This is a genomic window from Streptomyces sp. NBC_00316, from assembly GCF_036158715.1.
Lineage (GTDB): Bacteria > Actinomycetota > Actinomycetes > Streptomycetales > Streptomycetaceae > Streptomyces.
Genome location: NZ_CP108024.1, coordinates 75,128 through 99,634, shown reverse-complemented (window position 1 = coordinate 99,634; position 24,507 = coordinate 75,128). Strand labels below are relative to the sequence as shown.

At 68.1% G+C, this 24,507-nt stretch carries 16 protein-coding genes and 3 pseudogenes; 14 read left to right on the top strand and 5 right to left on the bottom strand.

Going from position 1 to position 24,507, the window contains the following annotated elements; translation table 11 throughout:
* Positions 1-167: 167 nt before the first annotated feature.
* A pseudogene (locus tag OG878_RS39735) lies at positions 168-1,255 on the top strand (IS1380 family transposase); the annotation flags it as partial.
* A 151-nt stretch (positions 1,256-1,406) separates the two neighbouring features.
* Here OG878_RS39735 and OG878_RS39730 read toward each other — a convergent pair.
* The gene (locus tag OG878_RS39730; RefSeq protein WP_443049298.1) at positions 1,407-1,703 is read right to left on the bottom strand and encodes a hypothetical protein; all 297 of its coding nucleotides are present in this window, start codon (positions 1,701-1,703) and stop codon (positions 1,407-1,409) included.
* A 337-nt stretch (positions 1,704-2,040) separates the two neighbouring features.
* Between OG878_RS39730 and OG878_RS39725 the strand changes: the two genes are divergently transcribed.
* The gene (locus OG878_RS39725) at positions 2,041-5,583 is read left to right on the top strand and encodes a ThuA domain-containing protein (protein WP_328891606.1); all 3,543 of its coding nucleotides are present in this window, start codon (positions 2,041-2,043) and stop codon (positions 5,581-5,583) included.
* Between the two features lie 86 nt (positions 5,584-5,669).
* Complete coding sequence (locus tag OG878_RS39720) at positions 5,670-6,977, top strand: sugar phosphate isomerase/epimerase family protein (RefSeq protein WP_328891605.1); 1,308 nt, start codon at positions 5,670-5,672, stop codon at positions 6,975-6,977.
* 163 nt (positions 6,978-7,140) lie between these two features.
* Here the strand turns inward: OG878_RS39720 and OG878_RS39715 are convergent, their stop codons facing one another.
* Positions 7,141-8,232 (bottom strand): IS630 family transposase, encoded by a 1,092-nt coding sequence (locus OG878_RS39715; protein ID WP_328885146.1) that lies wholly within the window; start codon positions 8,230-8,232, stop codon positions 7,141-7,143.
* Between the two features lie 135 nt (positions 8,233-8,367).
* Positions 8,368-9,030, bottom strand: coding sequence for a Type 1 glutamine amidotransferase-like domain-containing protein (locus tag OG878_RS39710; RefSeq protein WP_328891604.1), 663 nt, complete (start codon positions 9,028-9,030; stop codon positions 8,368-8,370).
* 338 nt (positions 9,031-9,368) lie between these two features.
* Between OG878_RS39710 and OG878_RS39705 the strand changes: the two genes are divergently transcribed.
* The 11 genes and pseudogenes from OG878_RS39705 to OG878_RS39655 all read left to right on the top strand — a co-directional run bounded on the left by OG878_RS39705 (position 9,369) and on the right by OG878_RS39655 (position 22,508).
* Entirely contained in the window at positions 9,369-10,478 is a 1,110-nt protein-coding gene (locus tag OG878_RS39705) for an IS630 family transposase (protein WP_328885022.1), read from the top strand.
* 22 nt (positions 10,479-10,500) lie between these two features.
* Positions 10,501-10,922 (top strand): annotated as a pseudogene (locus OG878_RS39700) (hypothetical protein); the annotation flags it as partial.
* 96 nt (positions 10,923-11,018) lie between these two features.
* On the top strand, positions 11,019-12,218 hold the full coding sequence (locus OG878_RS39695; RefSeq protein ID WP_328891603.1) for a PP2C family protein-serine/threonine phosphatase: 1,200 nt from the start codon (positions 11,019-11,021) through the stop codon (positions 12,216-12,218).
* Between the two features lie 351 nt (positions 12,219-12,569).
* Positions 12,570-13,304, top strand: coding sequence for an SOS response-associated peptidase (locus OG878_RS39690; protein ID WP_328891602.1), 735 nt, complete (start codon positions 12,570-12,572; stop codon positions 13,302-13,304).
* 31 nt (positions 13,305-13,335) lie between these two features.
* Positions 13,336-13,816 (top strand): annotated as a pseudogene (tpg, locus tag OG878_RS39685) (telomere-protecting terminal protein Tpg); the annotation flags it as partial.
* 247 nt (positions 13,817-14,063) lie between these two features.
* Positions 14,064-14,741, top strand: coding sequence for a DUF4232 domain-containing protein (locus OG878_RS39680; protein WP_328891601.1), 678 nt, complete (start codon positions 14,064-14,066; stop codon positions 14,739-14,741).
* A 417-nt stretch (positions 14,742-15,158) separates the two neighbouring features.
* Entirely contained in the window at positions 15,159-17,930 is a 2,772-nt protein-coding gene (locus OG878_RS39675; protein ID WP_328891600.1) for a helix-turn-helix transcriptional regulator, read from the top strand.
* Between the two features lie 690 nt (positions 17,931-18,620).
* Positions 18,621-20,303: an acetolactate synthase AlsS gene (gene alsS / locus OG878_RS39670; RefSeq protein ID WP_328891599.1), complete on the top strand. Its 1,683-nt coding sequence runs from the start codon at positions 18,621-18,623 to the stop codon at positions 20,301-20,303.
* Between the two features lie 171 nt (positions 20,304-20,474).
* Complete coding sequence (locus OG878_RS39665) at positions 20,475-20,678, top strand: hypothetical protein (RefSeq protein ID WP_328891598.1); 204 nt, start codon at positions 20,475-20,477, stop codon at positions 20,676-20,678.
* A gap of 156 nt (positions 20,679-20,834) precedes the next feature.
* Positions 20,835-22,049: a PP2C family protein-serine/threonine phosphatase gene (locus OG878_RS39660; RefSeq protein WP_328891597.1), complete on the top strand. Its 1,215-nt coding sequence runs from the start codon at positions 20,835-20,837 to the stop codon at positions 22,047-22,049.
* 30 nt (positions 22,050-22,079) lie between these two features.
* On the top strand, positions 22,080-22,508 hold the full coding sequence (locus OG878_RS39655; protein ID WP_328891596.1) for a hypothetical protein: 429 nt from the start codon (positions 22,080-22,082) through the stop codon (positions 22,506-22,508).
* Positions 22,509-22,536: 28 nt separating this feature from the next.
* On the opposite strand, the gene OG878_RS39650 is transcribed toward OG878_RS39655, so the two are convergent.
* Positions 22,537-23,397, bottom strand: coding sequence for an alpha/beta hydrolase (locus OG878_RS39650; RefSeq protein WP_328891595.1), 861 nt, complete (start codon positions 23,395-23,397; stop codon positions 22,537-22,539).
* A gap of 434 nt (positions 23,398-23,831) precedes the next feature.
* Entirely contained in the window at positions 23,832-24,467 is a 636-nt protein-coding gene (locus OG878_RS39645) for a class F sortase (RefSeq protein ID WP_328891594.1), read from the bottom strand.
* Positions 24,468-24,507: the final 40 nt, after the last annotated feature.

Here is a 24,507-nt window from a genome sequence, read left to right as displayed (position 1 = left end):
GGCCGCCAGGCGGCCGTCGGTGAACTCGGCAAGCAGCCTGATCACGCGCGTGTAGGTCTGGCTGTTCGTCAAGGCCGTAGCCCGGTGGTGGGCGATCCAGGCGTGTTGCCAACTGGGCGACCAACTGCGAGCACCGATAGTTCCCCGGGCGGATCACGCGCCGCATGGCCGTCTCCCGCCTGATCGGCGCCCTCGCCGTCTCCGGTGAGAAGGCCCTGCAGGCCGTCCGGTCCGAACGGTCCGAAGTCCGGTCACGCGTCTGGTCGTTGGCGGGCAATAACGCCCCCCGATGCCGACAAGCAGATCATCGTCGATCTCGACGGCGTCCTCGTGATCGCGCACTCGGAGAAGGAGGACGCAGCCGCGACCTGGAAGAAGACCTACGGCCACCACCCGCTGGCCGCCTTCGGCGATCACGGCCCCGGCGGAACCGGAGAGCCCGTCGCCACCCTCTGAGACCGGGAAACGCGGGCTCCAACACGGCCGCCGACCACATCACCACCGCCCAACTCGCCTGGTCCAACTACCGAAGAAGTAACGAAGAGGGCGGCAGACGCTGATCCGCGCGGACTCCGCCGGCGGCACCCACGACTTCGTGTCCTGGCTCGCCAGGCGAGGGCGATGGCTGTCCTACTCGGTCGGCATGGTGATCACCGAGGCGATCCACGAACACGTGCTGAAGGTCCCCGCCTCGGCCTGGACCCCGGCCGTCGAAGCCGACGGCGAGGTCCGGGACGGGGCCTGGGTCGCCGAGCTCACCGGCAAGCTTTTGGACGGCTGGCCGAAGGGCATGCGATTGACCGTCCGCAAGGAACGGCCCTATCCCGGGGCCCAGTTGAGGATCACCGACGCGGACGGCATGCGGATCACCTGCTTCGCGACCAACACCCCTGACCGGCCGATCGACGAGCTCGAACTCCGTCACCGGCTGCGGGCCAGGGCCGAGGACCGCATCCGGGCCACCCGGGCCACCGGCCTGCGGAATCTTCCTCTGCAGCGCACCGCCCAGAACCGGATCTGGCTGGAGATCGTCCAGATCGCTCTCGGCGTGCTGGCTTGGATGCCCATGCTCGCCCTGACCGGCAAGGCCCGGCTCTGGGAGCCCCGCCGCCTGCGATTCCGCCTGTTCTCCGCAGCCGCCCAACTCGTCACCACCAGCCGATGCCGCATCCTCCGCCTCGCCCAGAACTGGCCCTGGATCAGCCAGATCACCGCCGCCCTCGAACGGCTCGCACTCCTGCCCAACCCCGGCTGACCAGCAGATTCACCCGCCCCGACGACAGCAGCACCCAACCTCCGGGCAGTGGAATCCGGCGCCCACCCGACGCGACGGCCGGGCCACCATCAGCCCCGAAAAGCGAGAGGTCCGCCGACTCCGTCGGCGGACCCTCAAAAAAGGGTCGAGGCTAGATGACGTAGCGGCGGATCATGCTGCCCTGTTCCTTGCGGTCGGCGTGGTCCGTGTCGTCGAGGGTGAAGTAGCGCAGGGCGGTGAACTGGGCCTCGATGCGGTTGAGCCAGGCGGAGTTGGTCGGGGTGTAGGCGATCTCGACGTTGTTTGCCGTGGCCCGGGTGCCGACCCGTTGGCACGGTTTCGTGGTCAGAGCGGGGAAAAGTTGTCGCAGCTCATCGGTGATCTCGGTGAACTCGAAGCGGTCGCCGGTACGTCGGAGATGTGCCGCCGAGGATCGCCGGCTGGGCAACGGCGTCCTCTCGTCGGCAGCAGACTTTGACCAGTATGAGCAGAAGTCCGCTCTCTTTGCCCGGAACTTTCGCGTAGCAGAGTCTTTCTTTGGCTGATTCGCGGCTATACGATCCGAACCTGGACCGAGCCAGTCGCTCACCAGTGATCCCGGTGGGCGCTTACGCGCAGCTCGGAGTTGTGCACGCACTTGGCGTCACCCCGTCCCACCCGTAACGCAGCGACCGTTCACCCGTCTGGCTGTTCCCTCTGGACTTATCGGCGCATACAGCACCTTTCCCGGCTGGGCCGTCTCCGCACGACGGCCCGTCGGTCGGGCATACCCCTGAGGAGGTTCCATGCGCATAGCCCTCCGCCGCCGCCTCACCGCGTTCGGCGTGCTGCTCGCGCTCGTGGGCAGCACGCTCATCGGTTTGGCATCGACGTCCATCCCGGCTGCGGCGTCCGCTCCGGCCGCGGCCGTGCCGGAGAGCTCCGGCAATCAGTACAGAGTCCTGGTCTTCACGAAATCCACGGACGCGGACCCGTCGGTGATCGCCGCCGGTGTGGACGCCATCAGACAGCTGGGCGATCAGCTCCGGTTCGCGGTTCAAGTGACCGACGACGCCCGCAAGTTCGACGAGGAGCACCTCAAGCAGTACCGCGCTGTCGTCTTCCTCAACACCAGCGGCGACGTGCTCACCACCGCCCAGCAGGACGCCTTCGAGGCGTACTACCGGGCGGGCGGCGGCTTCGTCGGCATCGGCTCGGCGATCGAGGCCCAGCCCGGCTGGGCCTTCCTGTCCGACGCCCTCGGCACCCGCGCGTCCGGCCGGACCGACGTACAGCCCGGCACGATCAAGGTCGCCGACCGCGTCCACGAGGCGTCGAAGAACCTGCCGGAGTACTGGACCCGTTCCGACGCCTGGTACAACTTCAAGTCCAATGTGCGCGGCAAGAGCCATGTCCTTGCCACCGTCGTCGAGGACACCTTCAAGCAGCAGCCGTCAGGTGAGACGCTCTCCGGCATCAGCGGCGGCACGATGGGGTACGACCACCCGGTCACCTGGTGCAAGGACTGGGAGGGCGGCCGCTCCTTCTACACCGCGCTCGGCAACACCGCCGCCAGCTTCCGCGAGGGCGACATGCGCTCGCACCTCGGTGGCGCGATCAAGTGGGCGGCCGGGCAGGCCGACCCGGTGTACTCCGACTGCGGCGCGACGGTGCTGTCCAACTACCAGCAGACGGCCGTCGCAGCCCCGCCGAACCTGGGCGAGCCGATCGGCTTCGACGTCCTTCCCGACGGCCGGGCCATCCAGACAGACCGTCGCGGCAGTGTCCGGCTGCACGACTCCAAGTCGAACACGACCACCGTGCTGGCCCAGATCCCGGTCTACCAGAACAGCGAAGACGGCATGTACGGGCCGGGAATCGACAACGACTTCAAGACCAACCACTGGGTTTACCTCTACTACGCGCCACCCACCGTGAAGGACGTGAAGCTGTCGACGGGTGAGGTCGTCACGCAGACGACTCCGGCGGCGGACGCGCCGACCACCGGGGCCTCGCCGGCGGTCTGGGATCCCTGGGTCGGGTACTTCCAGCTGTCCCGTTTCAAGTTCGTCGATGCCGCCGGGGACAAGCCGGCGCACCTCGATGTCGGGTCCGAGCAGGAGATCATGCGGGTTCCGGTCAACCGCGGCGCCTGCTGCCATGTCGCGGGCGACATCGACTTCGACAAGCACAACAACTTGTGGATGGTCACCGGAGATGACACCCCGTCCGGCGGCGGCAACTCCGGGGGCTTCGCGCCCTTCAACGACATGCTGACCACGACCGGGCAGTACAACGCCCCGTTCGTCGACGCTCGCCGCTCGGCGCAGAACACCAATGACCTGCGCGGCAAGGTCCTGCGCATCTCGGTCAAGGACGGCGACATCGCCGCCGGCGATCAGAACCGGTTCGGCGGCGCCTACACGGTCCCCTCGGGCAACCTCTTCCCGGTCGGCAAGGACAAGACCCGTCCGGAGATCTACGGGATGGGCTTCCGCAACCCGTTCCGGGTCCAGGTCGACGAGAACGACGTCGCCTACGTCACCGACTACTCGCCCGACTCGCAGACCCCGCAGAACTTCCGCGGGCCTGCCGGTACCGGCCGAGTGGAGATTGTGCGCAAGCCGGCGAACTACGGCTGGCCGCTGTGCGTGCGCCAGGACCTGCCTTACTACCGCTGGAACTTCAACACCTCCACGCCGCTGGACAGTCCGGCGCAGCCGTTCGAGTGCGACAACCCCGAGCACGGGCCGCAGAACAACTCCAGGTGGAACCTCAACGGCGGGCCCACCGTTGAGCCCGGCCTCGAGTACGGCCCGCCGGTCACCAACCCGGACATCTGGTACTCGTACACACCCGAGAACCGGGCGGACAACCCGATCGGTACGCCGTGTCTCGCCTACTACAACGGCTCCGGTGCCACCACCTGCCCGCGGCTGTTCCCCGAGCTCGGCACCGGCGGTGTCGGCCCGCAGGGCGCGGCCAAGTACCACTTCGACCCGGACAACTCGGACCCGACGAAGCTGCCGCCGTACTACGACAACGCGATCTTCGCCGGCGAGTTCACCCGGGACACCCTGAAGGAGGTCCGCCTGGACTCGAAGGGCAGGGTGTTCAAGATCAACGACGTGCTCGACTGCGCCGGTCTCAATGCCAGGCGGGTCCCGGACACGAACAAGCCGTTCGAGTGCGACAACCCGATGGACATGCAGTTCGACGGGAACGGTCACCTCTACCTGCTCGGCTACGGCGACGGCTTCTTCAACAGCAACGCCGACGCCGGCTTGTACCGGTGGGACTACGTGAAGGGCAAGCGCGCACCGATCCCGGTGCTGGCGGCGACGCCGGCGAACGGCTCCGCACCGCTGAACGTGAAGTTCTCCAGCGCGGGCTCGCGGGATCCCGACGCGGGCGACTCGATCCGGTTCGAGTGGGACTTCAACGGTGACGGAACCGTCGACTCGCTCGACCCCGACCCGCAGTACACCTACACGACGCCGGGACAGTACACCGCGAAGCTGACCGTGCTCGACTCGAGCGGCAAGTCCGCCTCGGCGAACACGACCATCACGGTCGGTAACACCGCGCCCGTCGTGACCGTCAACACGCCGGTCGACAACGGCCTGTTCTCCTTCGGCGAGAGCATCCCGTTCTCGGTGACGGTCACCGATCCCGAGGACGGGACGATCGACTGCAGCCGCGTCGAGGTGACGTTCGTCCTCGGCCACGACACCCACGGTCACGCCGAGCAGAGCGTCCACGGCTGCACGGGTGTGCTGACGACCGATGTCAACGACGTGTCCCACGGGGGCAACGTGTTCGGTGTCATCAGCGCCTCATACACCGATCGCGGCGGTGCCGGCGGCGTTCCGGCGCTGACGACGGTCACTCAGAACCAGGTCCGGCAAAAGCGCCAGGAGGCCGAGTTCGCCCTGGAGGAGTCCGGCACCAACGTCGCCACGACGAACGACCCGGCCGGCGGCAGCCAGCACCGCGGCAGCCTCGGCAACGGCGACTGGATCGCCCTGAACGGACCGTTCGACCTGCACGGCATCGACTCGCTGACGTTCCGGGTGGCGAGCACGTCGACGCAGGTGCCGGCGGGTAGCCCGATGGCCGCCGTCGAGGTCCACCTCGACTCGGTCGGCGGGCCGGTTCTCACCACGGCGAATCTCACGTCGACCGGTGACACGGCGACGTGGCAGAGCCAGAAGTTCCCGATCACCGACCCGGGCGGCAAGCACAAGATCTACCTCGTGTTCCGGTCGGTCACCGGCGGCCAGACCGGAGGCAACCTGTTCAACCTCAACTGGGCCGAGCTCGGCGGACAAGGAGTGAGCGCGTCCTAGCACCATCCCGCGGCCGGGGGCGCCGTGCGATCACCGCGGCACCCCCGGCCCTGACCTGGTTCAGCCACTTCGAAAAAGGGACCACAATGGCCTTCGAGAGCAAGTTCAACCGGCGCCGGTTCATGGTCGGCGCGGGCGCGGCGGTGGCCGCGGCGTTCAGCCCGATCGGCCCCGCATCCGTGTTCACGCCGGCCCAGGCGAGCGCAGCCGGCGGGCGGCTGATCCCGGGCGGCAAGCTGGGCACGATCGCCTACAGCCAGCGCGACGTGCCCACGCGGGTCGGCATCGCGGCGAGCGCGGCCCTCGGCGTCTCACCCACCATGGGCCGCCTGGGCGGCCCGAACTTCCCGCAGGACCCCACCGACCTCGGCCCGCTCGTGCCGCTGCCCGGCGGCTGGGTGGAGCTGTTCGAGTTCCTGGCGAACTGCGGCTTCAAGCAGATCGAGTTCGCCGGCTACGGCCAGAACGCCGCCAACCCCGGCGGAGACGTGCCCAACCCGGCACCGGGCGGCGTCACCACACCGCAGTCGCGAGCGGCGTACCTGGCGTATGCGCGTACGCTGCGCGGCTTCCTCGACGCGTACGGTCTGGAGGTGATCGGCAACCACGGGTTCATCCCGAACACCTGGAACGGCCCCAACAGCGCCGGTGGCGCCATGTCCACGCAGGATTACGAGCGGCTGCAGACCGAGCTCGAATTCGCGGCGATCCTGGGCACGCCGTTCATGGGCACCGGCAGCGACCCGACGAACTCGGGCAACCGCAACATCGAGCCGTGGACCGTCGCCGGCGAGAAATGGGAGGCGCTGAACACGATCAGCCAGCAGTGGGGCATCCACCTGTACACCCACAACCACTCGCCGGCGTACAACTTCCTGCAGGACGGTCCCATGGTCACCGTGACCCAGGACCGCGTGACAGGCAAGCCGATTGCGCCCACGCAGGTGCGGGGAGAGTCGGGCAAGCGCCTCATGCAGCACTATCTCGACATCACTGACCCGGCCCTGTGTGTCATCGAGATGGACGTGTACTGGGCGCACGTCGCCCAGCACCAGTGGCGGTGGCGCTATGACTGGGAGGGCAACCGCGTAGAGGACATCTTCGACCCGGCCGCCCAGGTAGCCAAGCAGCCGCAGCGGTACCAGCTGTTCCACGCCAAGGACGGCGACGCCACCGGCGAGGCCCCCGGTGTCGGCAACGGCTACAACTTCATCCCGTTCGGCGACTCCCGCAGCGACATCGACTACACCACCTTCTACAAGAGCGTCGGTGCCAAGGGTCACTACAACTCGAACTACGAGCAGGACAACGCCCCGGGCGGCAACTCGGACCCGGGCCAGTCCCTCAGGTTCTCCAGGATCAGTGCGGCCGGCATGGCGACACTGCGCGGCTGATACCGGGCAGCTCTCCGTCCCGCTCGCGTCGCGGCGGCCACGCAACCTGGTGGTCACCGCGGCGGGAGCGGGGTGCGCGCCGGCAAATCCCGTCCCGGGCTTTTGCATAGAAGAACAAAAGTTCTAGTACTCTAGTGTCCCGAGTCTTAGGAGCACTACATATCTAGGATTTGGGGTTCGGCAGGCGGTTCAGGTAGCCGGCGAGGCGTTCGAAGATCTCGTCGGCGGATCTGGTCCAGGTGAACGGCTTGGGGTCTTCGTTCCAGTGGGCGATCCAGTCGCGGATGTCCTTCTCCAGCGCTTGTACGTTCTTGTGGACGCCGCGGCGTATCTGCTTGTCCGTCAGCAGTCCGAACCAGCGCTCGACTTGGTTGAGCCAGGACGAACTGGTGGGCGTGAAGTGCATGTGGAAGCGCGGGTGCGCGAGCAGCCATTTCTGGATGGCGGGGGTCTTGTGGGTGGCGTAGTTGTCGCAGATCAGGTGGACGTCGAGCTCGGCGGGGACCTCCTTGTCGAGCTTGGCGAGGAACTTCTTGAACTCGGCGGCGCGGTGGCGGCGGTGCAGGGAGCCGATGACCTCGCCGGTGGCGGTGTTGAGCGCCGCGAACAAGGTGGTGACGCCTCCGCGCAGGTAGTCGTGGGTGCGGCGCTCGGGCATGCCGGGCATCATCGGCAGCACCGGGGCCGAGCGGTCCAGCGCCTGGATTTGCGATTTCTCGTCGACGCAGAGCACGATGGCGCGCTCGGGCGGATCGAGGTACAGGCCCACAACGTCGCGGACCTTCTCGACGAACTGTGGGTCCTTGCTCAGCTTGAAGGTGTCGACCTGGTGCGGCTTGAGGCCGAAGGTGCGCCATATCCGTGAGACCGTCGACTGGCTCAGCCCGCTCTGCTTCGCCATCTCGCGCGTGGACCAGTGCGTGGCGCCCTTCGGCGTCGCCTCCAGGGTCCGCACGATCACGTCCTCGACCTGCTCGTCGGTCACCGTGCGCGCCGGGCCCGGCCGCTTCTCGTCGGCCAGGCCCTCCAGCCGGTTGGCCGCGAACCGCTTCCGCCATGTGGCCACCGTGGTCGGGTGGATCCCGAGGTCCGCGCCCACCGCAGTGTTCGACAACCCGTCAGCGCACGCGAGGACGATCCGGCAGCGCAAGGCCAGAGCCTGCGCGGACGTCGCCCGCCGTGACCAGCGCAGCAACGTCTCCCGCTCGTCATCCGTCAGGACCACTTCGACCGTCGGCCGACCCATGCGCGCCATGAGCCAAGCATACTTCTAAAGCTTTCCTAAGACTCGGGACACTAGCCGGCCTTCTCCATTACCGCTGGAGTAGCTAGGAAGTGCTGCAAGTCGACAAGTGACGTCCAGCCGTGCGACGTCACGAATACCGGGCGGCTATGACCTGAACTTCGTCCATTGCCCTTCGGAGACCACCTCGACGAGGCCGTCGACGACCTTGATGGCCGTCTGTTCGTCGATGGCGTAGGCCGGAACGCCGATGTCGGCGGCCCACCGCTCTGCGTCCGCCAGGGTGTTCTGCGGGAAAGCGTCCAGGTGCGGGAAGATCGAGAAGTCGACGACTCCCAGGGTGCGGTCGTCCGGCGCGGACGGCCACTCGACGAAGTACGCTCCGATCCGGGGCGTCATCACCATGCTTCCGGCGCTCACTCCCACCCAGACCGTGTCGGGCAGCGAAGGCAGCAGATCGGCCAGCCCGGACTCCCGCATCCAGTGGCACAGGTACGTCGCGTCGCCGCCGTCGACCAGGAGCCCGTCGGCCTCCCGGAGCCAGCGAACCCATCGCTCCGCGCCGATGGTGGGCAGTGCGGTGAGCTCGAGGACACCGAGCGACGCCCAGCCCAGGCCGGACAGGTGCTGCCACTGGGGCTCGGCGGCTACCAAGCCCCGCACCGATGTCGGACCGCACATCGGGTGACCCCACTGTGCCGTCGGGACGCAGAGGGCGCGGCACTCGGCGATCGGCTTGCCAAGAAGCTGCACGAGCGCCGAGTTGATGCTTGGGTTCGTGACGCCGCCTGACGTCAGCAAGAGCTTCAAGGTGCCTCCAAAATCGCGCGCGGAAGGTGGATGTACCTGAAGACCCGGGACCGTGCCGGGACTCATCGCAGTTCGGGCAACCTCTTCAGAGGGTCTCTCAGGTCGCCGCGCGCGATTGCCCACGGGTTCGTTGGTGCATGGTTCATGCGGGCGGACTGCCCGGAACGCTGTCACTACATGCGGCGCGGCCACCCGTTCGCGGGACGGTCCGCCAAGACCGCCCCGCACCCAAACCCACCCCGCTACAATCCCCACACCCAAGCCGTTGACCAGCGGTAATGGAGAAGTCCGGCTGGAGTACTAGTGTCCTGAGTCAATAATTCGTCTATGGTTTGGGGATGACTCGTCCGGGACCGAAGCTTGTGCCGTTGGATCTAACTGCTGCGGAACGCGGGGAGTTGGAGCGGTGGGTGCGGCGGCGCAAGGGTGCCCAGGACATGGCTCTTCGAGCCCGCTTGATCCTGGCGTGTGAAGCGGTGGGTGAGGACGGGTTTCCGGTCTCGACGAAGGCAGTCGCGGGCGAGATCGGTGTGACGCGGGAGACGGCGTCGAAGTGGCGGAAGCGTTTCCTGGTCGACAGGCTCGCTGGTCTGCAGGACGAGCCGCGTCCTGGCCGGCCTCGCACGGTTTTGGACGAGCAGGTCGCGGATCTGATCGCACGGACTCTGGAGTCGAAGCCGGAGAACGCCACGCATTGGTCGACGCGCTCGATGGCGAAGAAGACGGGTCTGTCCCAGTCGACGGTTTCACGTGTGTGGCGGGCTTTCGGGCTGCAGCCGCACCGCTTCGAGTCGTTCAAGCTGTCGACGGATCCGTTCTTCGTCGACAAGGTCCACGACGTCGTCGGCCTGTATCTCGACCCGCCTGAACGGGCGTTGGTGCTGTGTGTGGACGAGAAGTCGCAGATCCAGGCCCTGGACCGGTCTCAGCCAGTCCTGCCGATGATGCCGGGGGTGCCGGAGCGGGCCACCCACGATTACGTCCGCGCCGGCACCACCACCCTCTTCGCCGCGTTCGACGCCGCATCCGGCAAAGTCATCGGCTCCCTCCACCGCCGCCACCGCGCGACGGAGTTCAAGAAGTTCCTCACCAAGCTCGACAAAGAGATCCCCGACGACCTCGAGGTCCATCTCGTCTGCGACAACTACGCGACCCACAAGACCGCCGACATCAAGAAATGGCTCCTGGCCCATCCCAGATTCCACATGCACTTCACGCCCACGAGCTCTTCCTGGCTGAACCTCGTAGAGCGATGGTTCGCAGAGCTGACGGCCAAACAGATACGCCGCGGCGTCCACAAATCCGTCCAGGCCCTGGAGAAGGACATCCGCAACTGGATCACCACCTGGAACGAAGACCCCAAGCCATTCATCTGGACCAAGACAGCCGACCAGATCCTCGAATCACTCGCCACGTACTGCAAACGAATTACTGACTCAGGACACTAGGCATTGTTTCTCGGATCTCCGGACGTGGGAGATGCTGCTGTCGAAAGTCCAGGCCGCCGAGGACGCCGTGGGCCGGATCGACTGGGACGTGTCGGTGGACTCCACAGCGGTGCGGGCTCACCAGCACGCCGCCGGCGCGAGGAAAGCGCCAGTGGCCGCGGTTCCTCAAAAGGGGATCGACCAGGGGGCGAACCAGGTCGATCCGGCGCTTCGGAAACTGGACGTCCGGTTGGAGGAGGTGGTCAGATCGGCGAGTGTCTGGGCCGTTCTCGCGGAGGATTCACCACTAAGATCCACCTTGCCGCCGAGGGGCGATGCCGGCCTCTCGCCTTCGTCCTGGCACCCGGACATTACGGTGACGGCCCCCAACTCGAGCGGGTGCTGGAGCAGGTCTCCGTGCCCCGCACCGGAGTCGGACGACCTCGCACCCGGCCCGACCATGTCCTGTTCCCGGGTTCGGCCACGCGCTCGATGCGCAGTCGCGTGAGGATGGTGTCCGTGGTCAGGTGGGGGTGCGAAGGAGAACGCTGGGAGACGACGATGGCCACTAATCGGATCGGGCTGGCCGAGCTCTTGGCCGCAGCCGAGGATGCGTCGCCGGTAGCGTCCCTGGACATGGTCGCGGACAATCTGCGGGACCGTTTCGGCACGCAACAGGTGAGCTTCCTGTTCGCCGACGTCGTTGGCCAGCAGGTGGTGCGGATCAGCGAGGAGACCGCCCCGCGGCGGGGTCGACGCGGCGCCGACCAGATCCCCCTGGCCGGCAGCATCTACGACGAGGTCCTGCGGACCCAGAAGCTGGCGCAGGAGCCGGACGGCGACATGCAGCGGGTGGTGGCGCCGGTCACCAACCGGGGCGACACCATCGGCGTGCTGGAGCTGTTCCTTCCCCAGGCCACGCAGGAGGTGCTGGAGCAGGTCGAGGAGGCCGCGCACGCGTTAGCATACATCATCGTCACCGACCGCCGTTTCACCGACCTCTATCACCGGGGAGCGCGCACCACCCAGCTCAGCCTGGCCGCCGAGATCCAGCGTCAGCTCCTGCCTTCGGCCGCCTCGTGCGAGGCCGCTGAGTTCGCCCTTGCCTGCGCCCTGGTGCCGGCCGACACCATCGCAGGGGACACCTACGACTACAGCCTCGACCACGCCACCCTGCACCTGGCCGTCACCGACGCCATGGGCCACGACGTCGACGCCTCCCTCATGGCCTCTCTCCTGGTCAACGCCTCCCGCGGTGCCCGCCGCGCCGAGGAGGACCTTGCCGAACAAGCCCGCCAGGCCAATCAGGCCCTCCTCGACCACGGCCGTGGCGCCTTCGCCACTGGCCAGCTCCTGCGCATCGCCCTGGACGGGTCCGGCGCACAGCTCGTCAACGCCGGCCACCCCTGGCCACTGCGCCTGCGCGAGGGCACAGTCGACGAAGTACGCCTGGACGCCGACCTGCCCTTCGGCGTGCACGCACCCGGTCGCTACCGGGTCCAGGACTTCGACCTTGCACCAGGCGATCGCCTGGTGCTCTATACGGACGGCATGCAAGAACGCCGAGCGGCATCCGTCGACCTGCCCGACGTGATCCACAACACCGCCGGCGAACACCCCCGCGAGGTGGTCCGGTCCCTGACCGAAGCGGTCACCGATGCCTGCCACGGACACCCGGCAGACGATGCCACCATCGTCTGCCTGGACTGGCACGGGCCCCAGCCCGCCGGCCGCCACGCCCAAGCCGGCGCCGACAGGTAGGCCGCTGCCGCGTCTTCCCGGCTTTAGCGTGGCCGCGCGCTACCGCCCAGCCGGTCACGATATGGACATCGGCGGCGACTTCCACGACCTCATCGTCTGCACACCCACGACGGCGGCCGCGGTGATCGGCGACGTGCAAGGCCACAACATGGGGGCAGGTCCCGCACCGCCGTCCACCCCTACGCCGCCACCGCCAGGCGCCATCTCGGCGCCGTCGCCGTCCACACGCCCACGTGAAGGAAGCGGTCGGGCTGAGGACTTGCAGGAGCAGGGCGCGGCCGCGATGGCGCGATCGAGGTAACCCCTCCGCTCTTCAGCCGGCGCGGTCCGATGCCGTGGCACAGTGGCGCTATGTGCGGCCGTTACGCCTCCACCCGCAGTCCCCAGGAACTGACCCAGCTCTTCCGGGCCACGGACTGGCTTCCTGCCGAGAAGCTGGCGCCCAGCTGGAACGTGGCCCCTACCGACGATGTCTACGCGATTCTCGAGCGCGCCGGACGCGAGGAAGGCGACGAGGTACGGCGAGAGCTGCGGTCGCTGCGGTGGGGACTGGTCCCGTCGTGGGCGAAGGACCCGAAGATCGGGGCCCGGATGATCAATGCCCGGGTGGAGACAGTGCACGAAAAGCCCGCCTACCGCCGTGCCTTCGTCAAGCGGCGCTGCCTCCTGCCGGCTGACGGGTTCTACGAGTGGGAACCGCTCAAGGACGAAGCAACGGGCAAGACACGCAAGCAGCCGTACTTCATCCACCCCACCGACGGCCAGGTGATGGCCCTGGCGGGCCTGTACGAGTACTGGCGCGACTCGGACATCGAGAACGACGACGACCCGGCCGCCTGGCTGATCACCTGCACGATCATCACGACCGAGGCCACCGACGCGGCTGGCCGGGTACACCCCCGCATGCCGCTCGCCCTCACCCCGGACCACTACGACACCTGGCTGGACCCGCATCACCAGGACACCGACGACCTTCGCGCCCTGCTCACCCAGCCCGCAGGCGGCCTGCTCAACGCCCGGCCCGTTTCCACGGCCGTGAACAACGTCCGCAACAACGGCCCCCACCTGCTGGACGAGGTCGCCTGATTACGCCGCCCGCTTGACGGAAATGGGCATGCAGCTCGCGGTACCTGTCAAGCAGTGCAAGGGCACCAAGAGGCGGTCGCCCAGATACTGCGGATCTCCCAGCGCACCGTCGAGCGGTAAGTGAAGGACCAGATAGAAAAGCCCCGCCCGGACCTCGCCGCACGCCTGGAGACGGAGGTCAAGAGGCGGTGGCAGCCGCAGATCCGGGCGAAGGCCAGGGAGAAGGCGGCGAGCACCGGCGGCATCGTCATCGACACCCGGGCCCGGCTCGGCTGCGTCGCGCCAATCGGGTCGACGGATGAGGACCGGATCCGGCACCTGACCGTCGCCCTGCCGCCGCGACACGCCGACCGCCTCTTCAAGGCCCAGGAACAGGGCGCCAGCGACGACCGCCTGAGGGAGATCGCGGCCGAAGCCCTCAAAGAGACCTAATCCAGGACGGCGGCCGCCGCGCCGGCTCCCTGGAGGAGGTCCGTTTCACGGACATCGAGCACCTGGAGTTCGACCTGTAGAGGCCGTCCTGGTGGAGCACCCGGAGGCGGATGCAGTGAGCCGAAGCACGATAGTTGTCACCAAGGCAGGCGTGTTGTCACCAGGACCACCGAACGGGCGCATTCCACTTGGTGATCATGTCACCGGTCTGCGACAGCGATGTCCTGGAACGAAGACGACGGGATCTTCTCGGCTCACCGCCCTCATAGTGATCAAGTAAGAACCAAGAAGCCGAACCCGCTTCGGCCTCAACCACTGGGGGATTTCATGTCCGGCAGCCGTCGCAAGGCCTTTCTCGTCTCCGCTGTCCTCGTCGGCGGCGCCATGCTGATGACGGCGTGCCAGGACTCGGACGCGGCCACGGACACCGAGGCCGCGCAGGGTTCTTCATCCGCCACTCCGGCCGGCAGCGCGGTCACCCCGTCCGTCTCGTCGACCGCGGGCAGTAACCAGGGCACCGGCAAGGGATCCGACGCGACGGGCAAGGGAACCGCGGACGGTGGTGGCTCCAGCGCCGACACCGCCGACGGCGAGCGGGAGCCGGTCGGGCAGAGCTGCGGCGCCAACGACATTTCCTGGAGCACCAGGTCCGAGACCCAGGCCGGCGGATACATTCTGATCATCGCGAAGGCGAAGTCGGGGATCACCTGCTACCTGCCCGCCGCGCTTCCGACCGTGGCGTTCGGCTCTGACGGCACCGAGGCGGGCCCCGCGGAGCAGACAGTCGGCAAGCAGATCAAGCTGAGCGGGAGCACCACCGCCTACGCCGGGGTGAACCCGAAGACCACCAACGCGAACGGTGGCAAGGAACTGGACAGCATCATCGTCGCCATCGGTGACGACGACCCCAACCCGGTTTCCCTGCCGGTCGGCACCATCACTGTCGATCACCCCATCGTCACCAACTGGCACACCGCCGCGAAGGACGCCGTCCCGTTCAGCTGAACGGACCCGCAGCTCGTGATCCATGCTGGTGACGCGCAGCGTGGCGACCTGGTGACGGGACCTTCCCCCTTCGCCGCGTCGGCGAGTGCGGTGCCATCCCCGTCGAGCCCGGGTAGCGAAGTGATGGCGGTGAAGCCGCCCCGCACCTCCAAGGGCATGCCGGCACCGGATGTGAGTGGCCCCGCGGAGGGCAGGTGTGATCCTACTTCTGCGGAACGACACCCAGTTGCTGAAGCGCGGTCAGCGTGCTGCCGACCCCGGGACGGTTGAGGCATCACCGTGCAGCAGTGCGCTACCGCCCGGCAGTCGAGGGGCGCAGCGTCCACGCGCGCGTCCCGGCTCGGCTACCGGCTGCGTTCGACAGGATAAGCCCAGGTCGGAGAGGTGTGGACTGGATGCCGCAGTTAGATTGGAAACATGGTGTTGCCGGGGCGTCCCGCGGTTTTCCTGGGTCGGCGTGCTGAATGTGCGCTGTTCGACCGCTGGCAGGATGCCGTCAAGGCCGGTCGAGGCGGCGCTCTTGTGGTCCTCGGTGAGTCTGGTATCGGCAAGTCCGCGCTGCTCGACCACATGGCTTCGACCGCGGTCGGCTTCCGCGTGGTGCGGGCCGCCGGTGTGGAAGCGGAGGCAGAGCTGCCCTTCGGGGTGTTGCACCAGGTCTGCGCGCCGTTCCTAGCCACACTGGAGCACCTGCCCGGACCGCAGCAGGACGCCCTGGCTGCGGCATTCGGGCTGCGGACAGGAGCGGCGCCCGACCGCTTCATGCTGGGCCTGGCCGTACTGGGCTTGTTGTCCGAGACGGCGGCCCGCCAACCGCTGATCTGTGTGATCGACGACGCCCAGTGGCTCGATCTGGGTTCGGCCCAGGCGTTGACGTTTGTGGCGCACCGCGTCGGTGCGGAGCCCCTCGGCCTCGTGTTCGCCACTCGCCATGCCGGTGGTGGTCTACGCGGGTTGCAGGAGGTAGTGCTGACCGGGCTCGGCCCTGGAGACGCCCGTGCCTTGCTGCACTCGGCTCTGCACGTGCCGTTGGACGAGGAAGTCGTGGACCGGATCGCGGCGGAGGCCCGCGGCAATCCGCTTGCCCTGCTCGAACTGCCCCGAACCATGACGGCTGCCGGGTTCGCGGGCGGTTTCAGTCCGACGGACACCGCAGCCGTGCCGGGTCGCATCGAGGACAGTTTCCGTAGCAGGGTTCTCCGCCTTCCGCCGGCCACCCGGATGCTGCTCCTGGTGGCCGCGGCGGAGCCGACCGGCGACTCCGCGCTGCTGTGGCGCGCGGCCGCCCGTCTGGGAATCGGGGTCTCGGCCGCGACGGCGGCCGAGGCCGACGGGCTGCTGTCCATCGGCACGCAGGTGGTCTTCCGCCATCCCCTGGTGCGGTCGGCTGTCTATCAGGCGGTGCCGCCGTCGCAGCGGCGGGCCGTGCACCGGGCTCTGGCCGATGCCACCGGTCCTTCGGAACCGGACCGGCGAGCCTGGCACCGCGCGCAGGCTGCCGTCGGCTTTGACGAGGAAGCCGCAGCGGAGCTCGAGGGATCGGCTCACCGGGCGCTGGCACGCGGCGGTATCGCTGCCGCCGCGGCATTCCTGGAGCGGTCGGTCGCGCTCACTGCCGACCCCACCGCCAGGGCAGAGCGGGCGCTGCGTGCGGCACGCGCCAAACAGCAGGCCGGCGCGTACGACAGCGCTCTGGACCTCCTTGCCCTGGCTGACCGAGGGCCCGAGAACGAGCTGCGGGCTGCCAACAGTGAGTTGCTGCGAGGGCAGATCGCCTTTGCCCGCAGTTTCGGTGGCGGAGCCGCCCCCGTGCTGCTGCGCGCGGCCCGCCGTTTCGAGTCCATCGACGTCTCCCGTGCCAGGGATGTCTACTTGCAGGCCCTGACCGCAGCGATGCTCGCCGGCCGGCTGGGCGACGAGTGCCGGATTGCGGAGGTTGCCCATAGTGCTCGCAGAGTGCCTGCGGCGTCCGTACCACGCGCCTCCGACCTCTTGCTGGACGGGCTGACGCTCCTGATCGTCGAAGGCCGCGACGCCGCAGTTCCGGTGTTGCGCAGGGCGGTGTCGGCGTTCACCACAGAGGAATTGGCCCCTGAGGAGGAACTGTACTGGCTGTGGCTGGCCGGCCACGGCGCCGGGCTGTTGTGGGACGACGAGGCATGGCGACTCCTGGCCACGCGGCTGCTGCGATCCTGCGAGGAACGAGGAGCACTCAGCATCCTCCCGGTTGCCGCAGCCACACGTGCGGCACTGCACCTGCTGGGCGGGGATCTCCTGAAGGCCGCGTCGTTGGCCGAGACGGCCGCCGACGTCACTTTCATGACTGGAGCCGGCCCGGTCCCCTACGCGGAGGTGGGGCTCGCCGTCTTCCGCGGCCGGGATGATGAGGCCGCTGCCGCGATCCGCACCGCGACCCGGGACGCGATGGCGCGGGGCGAAGGCATGGCGCTGACCTACCTGCAATGGGCCACCGCCGTGCTCCACAACGGTGCATGCCGGTACGATCAGGCGCTGGAATCCGCCCGCCAGGCCGGAGCCGACTCCAGCGTCCAGCGGATCCGCAACTGGGCGCTGGCTGAGCTCATCGAGGCGGCCGTACGTACGGGACACCAGGACCTGGCCGACGAGGCGTTGAGGGAGCTGTGCCGGACGACCAGACCCTGCTCCAGCCACTGGGCCGCAGGCGTCGAGGCACACTGCCGGGCTCTGCTTGCCGTTGGCGCGGACGCCGAGGACCTGTACCGCACGGCCTTGGGACGGCTTGAGCGCACCGGCCTGCGTGCCGCGGTGGCCCGTGTCCATCTTCTGTACGGGGAGTGGCTGCGGCGCGAGCGCCGCCACCTCGAGGCACGAGACCAACTGCGGCAGGCACACGAGATGTTCGTGCGGTTCGGCATGGACGGTTTCGCCGAACGGGCCCGAAGCGAACTGTCAGCGGCCGGAGAACCCACCCGCAAGCGTCGGTCTCGGTTCGGCGAGCAACTCACTCCCCAGGAAAGACGTGTTGCGATGCTGGCGGCCGAGGGAGCTACCAACCCCGAGATCGCGTCGCGATTGTTCATCAGCGCCAGCACGGTCGACTACCACCTGCGTAAAGTCTTCCGCAAGCTCAAGGTCACCACGCGTACTCAGCTTGCCCGGCTGCTGCAAGATGGCCAGCCGACCTCCGGAGACACAGACCGGCCCTGACACGGCAACCCGGGCACGACTACGCATTCACGCGATGCCCTCGGGCGGGGGCGTGTGCCTACCTTTATTAGTGAAGCGGCACCGGCGCGGGCCGGGCAGCACACCGTCGGCCGTGCCTCGCGCGACACACCGCGGAAAGCGAGCGGACCGCAATGATCACGCCCATGACCTCACCTGATTCTCCCGTGTCCTGCTACGAGGTATTCCACCAGTGGGCATGCCTCCTGCTTGCCCGCGACCGCCCAGGTGCCACCATCGTCCTGAAGCGGCTCCGGGGGAGCACCCGGCCTCCACGATCGCCACACTGCTCGACGGCATGCGGCGGCGAGGTGATGGTCCGTAAGTTTCCGCGACACGGCAGCCGACATCGGCTTGGGCGCCTTCAACCGCCTCGACAGTGCGCTGCTCGTCCTCGACGGCCTCCCTGAACTGGCTGCTCACGAGCGGCGCCAGGGACATCGCCATCCACCCCGAGGCACATGGCCTGCCACCCCGCCCAGTTCCTCGCCGTGCACCAGAGCACGGCCGAAACGGGCACGCAGACCCGCCGGGCGGAGGCCGGGTGACGGCCCGGCCCCGGCCGAGCGCCGACCGACCCGCACTGACCGGCCCGGCGACGGCACCACACACACGGTTAGCAACCGCCACCGCCGTTGCGCAAACCCAACGATCAAGAAAGGCGGCGGGCACATGCCCACCCCACCCGTCGGCGCGGCCCAGCGCATGGTCGAGACCCTCTCGCGGTACGGCGTGCCGTACGTCTTCGGTGTCCCCGGAGCCACGAGCGACGCCGTTCACGATGCCCTGGCCGTCGGAGGCCCCGAACTTGTGATGTGCCGCCACGAACACAACGCTGCCATGATGGCAGCCACTGTCGGGCTGCTGACCGGCACCCCCGGAGCGGTCATGGCCACCTCAGGAGCAGGCACCACCAATCTGATGACCGCTCTGCTCACGGCGACGGCCGAGCAGTACCCCATGATTGCCATGTGCGGGGCCGGGACCCGCCGGGACCGGTTCAAGCGAAGCCAGCGGTCGATGGACGCCATCGCCGCACTGAGACTGGTCACCACTTACACCTGCGAAGTCCACGACCCCGACAACGTCCCCGAAGCCATCGCCAGCGCCCTGCGTGCGGCGGTCACCCCGCCCCGCGGTGCGGCCGCGGTGGTGATTCCGGCCGACGTCGCAGGCGCGCTCACCGCCGCAACCGTCGTCCAGCCGCACAGGCACCCTTCTCCCGGCCCCGCTCCCGCCGAAAACATCCACCGTGCCGCACAGATCATCCGCGCCGCACAGCAGCCCGTCCTTCTGGTCGGGTTGCGTGGTGCAGATCGCGAGGCCTGCGCCGCGTTGCGCGAACTGATCCGTGTCACAGGCCTGCCCGTGGTGGAGACCTCCCAGGCGACGGGTATCGTCCCGCGCACACTGGAGGAGCAGTACGCCGGCCGGGTCGGCCTTTTCCGTAACCGGCCTGGGGATGGCGTGGTGGCACACGCCGACGTCCTGATTACCGTCGGCTACGACCCCGTGGAGTACGACCCGGGCCTGTGGAACACCGACCCGGCCCGCACGATCGTCCACATCGATGCGCTGCCCGCCGAGATCGGCAGCCACTACCAGCCCGCTCTGGAACTGCAGGGCGATGTGGCCGCGACGGTCGGTGAGCTGTCAGGTGAGCTGTCCGGGCTGCCGATCAGCGACCGGACCCGAGCTGCCCTGGCCGAACAGCGCGCCGCCCTGGCCTGTATCGAGGAGGAGGCCAGGGCGGTCCCGGCCACCGCTGCCGGCCTCAATCCCGCCGCGGTGATCCTGAAGATCGCTGAGAACGTGGCGGACGACGCCACCGTCGTGTCCGACACAGGCCCGCACATCTACATGGCCCGTCACTTCCGCGGACACCAGCCGCGCCACATCCTGCTCTCCAACGGTCTGCAGACACCGGGAGTCGCCCTGCCACGGGCGATGACCGCCGCGCTGCTGCGGCCGGGGACCCAGGTGGTGTCGGTCTCCGGGGACGGCGGGTTCCTGTCCAGCGCACCGGAAATAGAGACCGCCACCCGTCTGGGCCTCCACATCACGCAGGTGATCATGCGGGACAACGCCTACGACATGGTGGCCTTCCAGGAGCATCGCAAATACGGCAGCGCCTCCGGTGTCCGGTCGGGCGACTACGACATCACCCTGTACGCCTGCGCGTTCGGCGCCAGAGGAATCCGGACCGAGACCATGGCCGCCTTCGAGACCGAACTGCGCAGGTCGCTCGACCCGGGCAGGCTCTGCGACCCCGGCATCACGGTCATCGACGTCCCGGTCGACTACGCACACAACACAGAACTCTTCGCGCAACTCCACGACGGCATTCCGAGATGACGGACGGACGACCGCGGCTCCGGCGCAGCCCCCTCGGTACGCCGAGGCGCCCGGCCACGGCGCCGCGAGCGCTCGCTGCTCGTAGCCGGGAAGCCGCAGGGCCCACCGGACAGTCATACGCCGCGTCGGGGGAGACCGACCGCGCCGTGGCGCCAGAGCATGGAGATCCTCATGAGCAACAGCACCGTGCCGGCTCCCGGAACCCCCGGCACCCTGGAGACCCCGCTGCGCAGTCGCGGTGCGGCCGTCACACGGCGGGAACGGCGGACCCTCGGCCTGACCGCACGCCTGCGGTCCATGGTGGTGACGGTCGATCAGCAAGCCAACTGGTCCGGTCGGTCGACCCGGCCCACGGTGCCCGATCAGCCGCGGTGAGGCGACGCGAATGACATGACGCACGAGCGAGGCTGCCCACCGACCCGAGAGGACACCTGTCATGCCAGCTGGACCAGCCCCATGTCGTACGTGGCAGGAGGTTCTCATGACGACGCAGACGACGCAGACGCACATCGTGACAAACAAGAGGTTCTCATGACGACGCACACACAACTCGTGACAGGAACGGGCCGCGTCGCGACTCTCGGGGGACTTGCCGTCAGCTTCTCGGCGGTACGGCTACGACCGCTCATCGCGGTCGTGGTCGCCTCGGCCGTCCTGCTCGGCGTCACCCTGGGGGGCGTGATCGTCCCCGCGGACGTCCACCTGGTAGTGCTGCTGGTGATGGTGCCGGCTCTCACCGCTGCGGCAGACAACACGCGTACCACCGTCAGTATGACCGCCCTGGCCTGTCTCGGCGTGGTCGCGGTCGACGTCGACGACGGTCTGCCCAGCTCACCGATCCTCCCGATCGACGTCCTGGGCCTGCTGGTCGTCTGCGTCCTGGTCCTCGTGTTCCGGCGCCTGCGGGACGTGGACCATCGAACGCTTCATGCGGTGCGCTCCGTCTCGGAGACAGCGCAAAGGGCGCTGCTGCCCCCGTTGCCGTGCCGTGTGGCAGGTCTGGAAATCGCCACTGCCTATCGCTCGGCCGCCGCCCACGCACACATCGGCGGAGACGTGTACGCCGCCGAACGTGTCGAGCGCACGGTCCGAATGTTGATCGGTGACGTGCGGGGCAACGGCTTGGCAGCAGTCGACGACGCCGCAGCCGTCATCGGTGCGTTCCGCGAAGCCGCGCACCGCGACGTGCAACTGGAGCATGTCGCCCTGTCCCTGGACGCCAGCGTGCGCCGGCGTGTCGACCAGGCCGGCCAGACGGACAGCAACGCCTCGGAGCGGTTCATCACCGCTCTCGTCCTGGAGATACCCGACGACCTCGACGTCGTCCACGTGACCAGCTGTGGCCACCCTGACTTGATGCGCTCTCACGGCACAGACGTGGACCTCCTCGACGTGTCGCAGCCGGCACCACCGCTCGGCCTGGGCGGCGACCAGGCGGCCTATCAGGTCAACACCTTCGGATTCGAGCCGGAGGACACGCTGCTCCTGCACACCGACGGCCTCCTCGAGACCCGCGACCCGGCGGGCGTCTTCTACCCGGCGCTGGACCGTTTCGCGCTCCTCGCCGAGGACGAGCCGCACCACCTGATCGAGCGCCTCATGAGCGACCTGACCGTCCATGCGGGCGGGGAGGTCCAGGACGACGTCGCCATGGTCGCGGTGCGCCGCCGGGCCGCACCGTCCACGGCGGGTGCCGACGAGGACGGCCACCATGCTCGCCTCGGGATCGACGGTTCGTCCTGCTGACGGTGCCCCTTTTCGGCCGGTGGCGGCGGCGTGCCGGTGTGTGCGGACCACAGCGGAGTCGATCTGGACCAGCCAATCGACGTCACCGGCCGCATCGGCCTGGACTTGGAGGTGGGGTGGGACCACTCGCGTATCGCCACGAGGAAGACGGAACTCGTCCAAGGAGCCGGCGGTGACGTCGTCGGTGTCGTCGGACAGCGCGGTCACAGGGAAGACGATCCTCTCTGCGACCGCGACCAGCAGACTGTCGTAGGGGCGGTTCTCGACGCGAGCTTGGCGACGCTGGTGTGCGCACCCGTCGCTGCGGCCGCGCTCGGCGGCGAGGTCGAGCGGGTGCAGGTGGCCGACCGCACCTTCCGACGGGCCCGACCCTCGTCAGCCGCCTCCGTCCTGGGCGAGGGGGCTGACACTCGACGAAGCGGAGTTAGCCTCCGCATTCTCGAAAAGTGCTGCCGTTGAAACCGCCACCTGCGCTGCCCGCGCTACGTCATTTCACCGCCGCGATCGCCGACTGAATGACCTTGCTCACGGCAGCCGGATCGGACACCAGGGTCAGATGCGAACCGCCTGGGTAGACAGTCACCTTCGCCCCCGCGCGACGCGCCATCTTCTTCTCCGACTCCGGTGTGATGATCTGGTCCCCGCTGCTGATGAAGTACCAGGAGGGGATCGTCTTCCATGCCGCAGCCTTGGAGGGGGTGTTGAAGGCCACTGTGCTGGCAGCCCGCTGGGTGGCCCACAGGTTGATCGCCTGGTCACGTGGCACGCTGCTGGCAAACTTCGTGACGAATACGTCCTTCTTGAGATAGAGGTTGGATGCCTTGGCGGGGGCGTCCGCGTACGACACGGCGTCGTACAGTTTGGACGGCGGCCCCGACAGCGCGGACGTCGAGCCGCTGAGCTGCCCCGTCGTCTCCCCGACCGCCGGAGCGGCCGCGTCGACGTATACGAGTGCCTTTACGTTACTCACTCCTGCCGCGGCGTTCGTGATCACCGACCCGCCATAGGAGTGCCCCACCAGCACGATCGGCCCCGAGATGCTCTTGAGGAAGTCTTTGACCGTGCGCGAGTCGGTCGTCAGGTTCTGCAACGGGTTCCCGATGGCACGCACTGGATAGCCCGCGCGGCGCAGGATGTCGACCTCGCCGTTCCAGCTCGACGCGTCCGCCCAGGCCCCGTGCACCAACACCACTGTGGGCTTCGCCTGCGCATTGTCCGCTGCCTTGGCAGCTGGATGCCTGACTGTTGTGGCGCCGTCAGGAGCGGACGCAGCCGTGGTTACAACAGTGATCGTGGCCACCGCCAGAGTCATCGGGATGAACCGCCGCCGTGCAGTGGACGCCTTCATCGGAAGCCTCCTTGCTACAGCTTCATCAGGGAACGCGTCCTCAAGAAGGATGAAGGGCCAGCGCACAAATCGGAAGCGAACCGCGCTTCAGCCAACGACACGTCCCGAGCCGTTCTCCCGACGTTAGCGCCAGGCCGCTGCATCGGCACCCGGGGCCACGGGGCCCCATCCTGTCGGCGCAGATCCGCCATGGCCACAGCACCAGCGAAGGCTGCCCCCGCCCGACCGGCGTGCCCCAGGCACCCGTAGTGCAAGGCGTGGCTGGTCACTTTCCATCCGTTGTCTTGCATGGGTATCCCCGGGTTCAGGCGTGGGGGATGCCCGTGGCCTGAAGCCCTGGCGGTACTCGGGCTGTCCCAGTAGGGGTTACTCAGCGGTAGACGTTGGATGGTCGGGAGTCCTTCCATCGGCGTACCAACGGCTGTGGAGGCGCCTCAGCGCAGCGTCGCGTAGACGATGAAATTGTCCACCGGGTGGCCCTGGGCGTCGAATGCGCCGTCGCAGGTGATGAGGCGGAGGACACGGTCGTCGGTCGCGCCGTACACCTTCTTCGTGGGGAACGCCTTCTTGCTCACGGATTCCGTGCCGGTGACGGTGAAGTGGGCCACCTGACCTCGCTCGTTGCGGATGGCGATGTCCGCTCCCTTGCCGATCTTCTTCAGATCGTGGAAGACGGCCCTGCCGAATCGGGTGTCGTTGTGCCCGATGACCACGGCTGTTCCGCGCTCGCCGGGGATCGCGCCTCCCGTGTACCAGCCTGCTGTCATGCCCTTCTCCGCCGGTGGGACTTCTACGGTGCCGTCCGCGTTGAGGCCGAGTCGCATCAGGGAACTCGTCACGCCGATCGAGGGGATGGCCACTTGGGTGGGAGCCGCGGGTTGTTCGGCCCTGGGGGTGACGGAGGAGCCGGACGGCGGCGTGGTGGCGGGGCGGTGCGAGGGGGCGTGGGCTGGTTCCTCCGCGGAATGCGTCATGCAGCCGGTGAGTGGAGCGAGAGCGAGGACGAGGGCAAGGCAGAGGTGCGTCGGGTGCGCGGCGGATCGCCGCAGCCGGTGGTGCGTACGGGGCATGTGGGTTCCAGTGCGGAGAGGATGTGCGGGAACAGGCAGT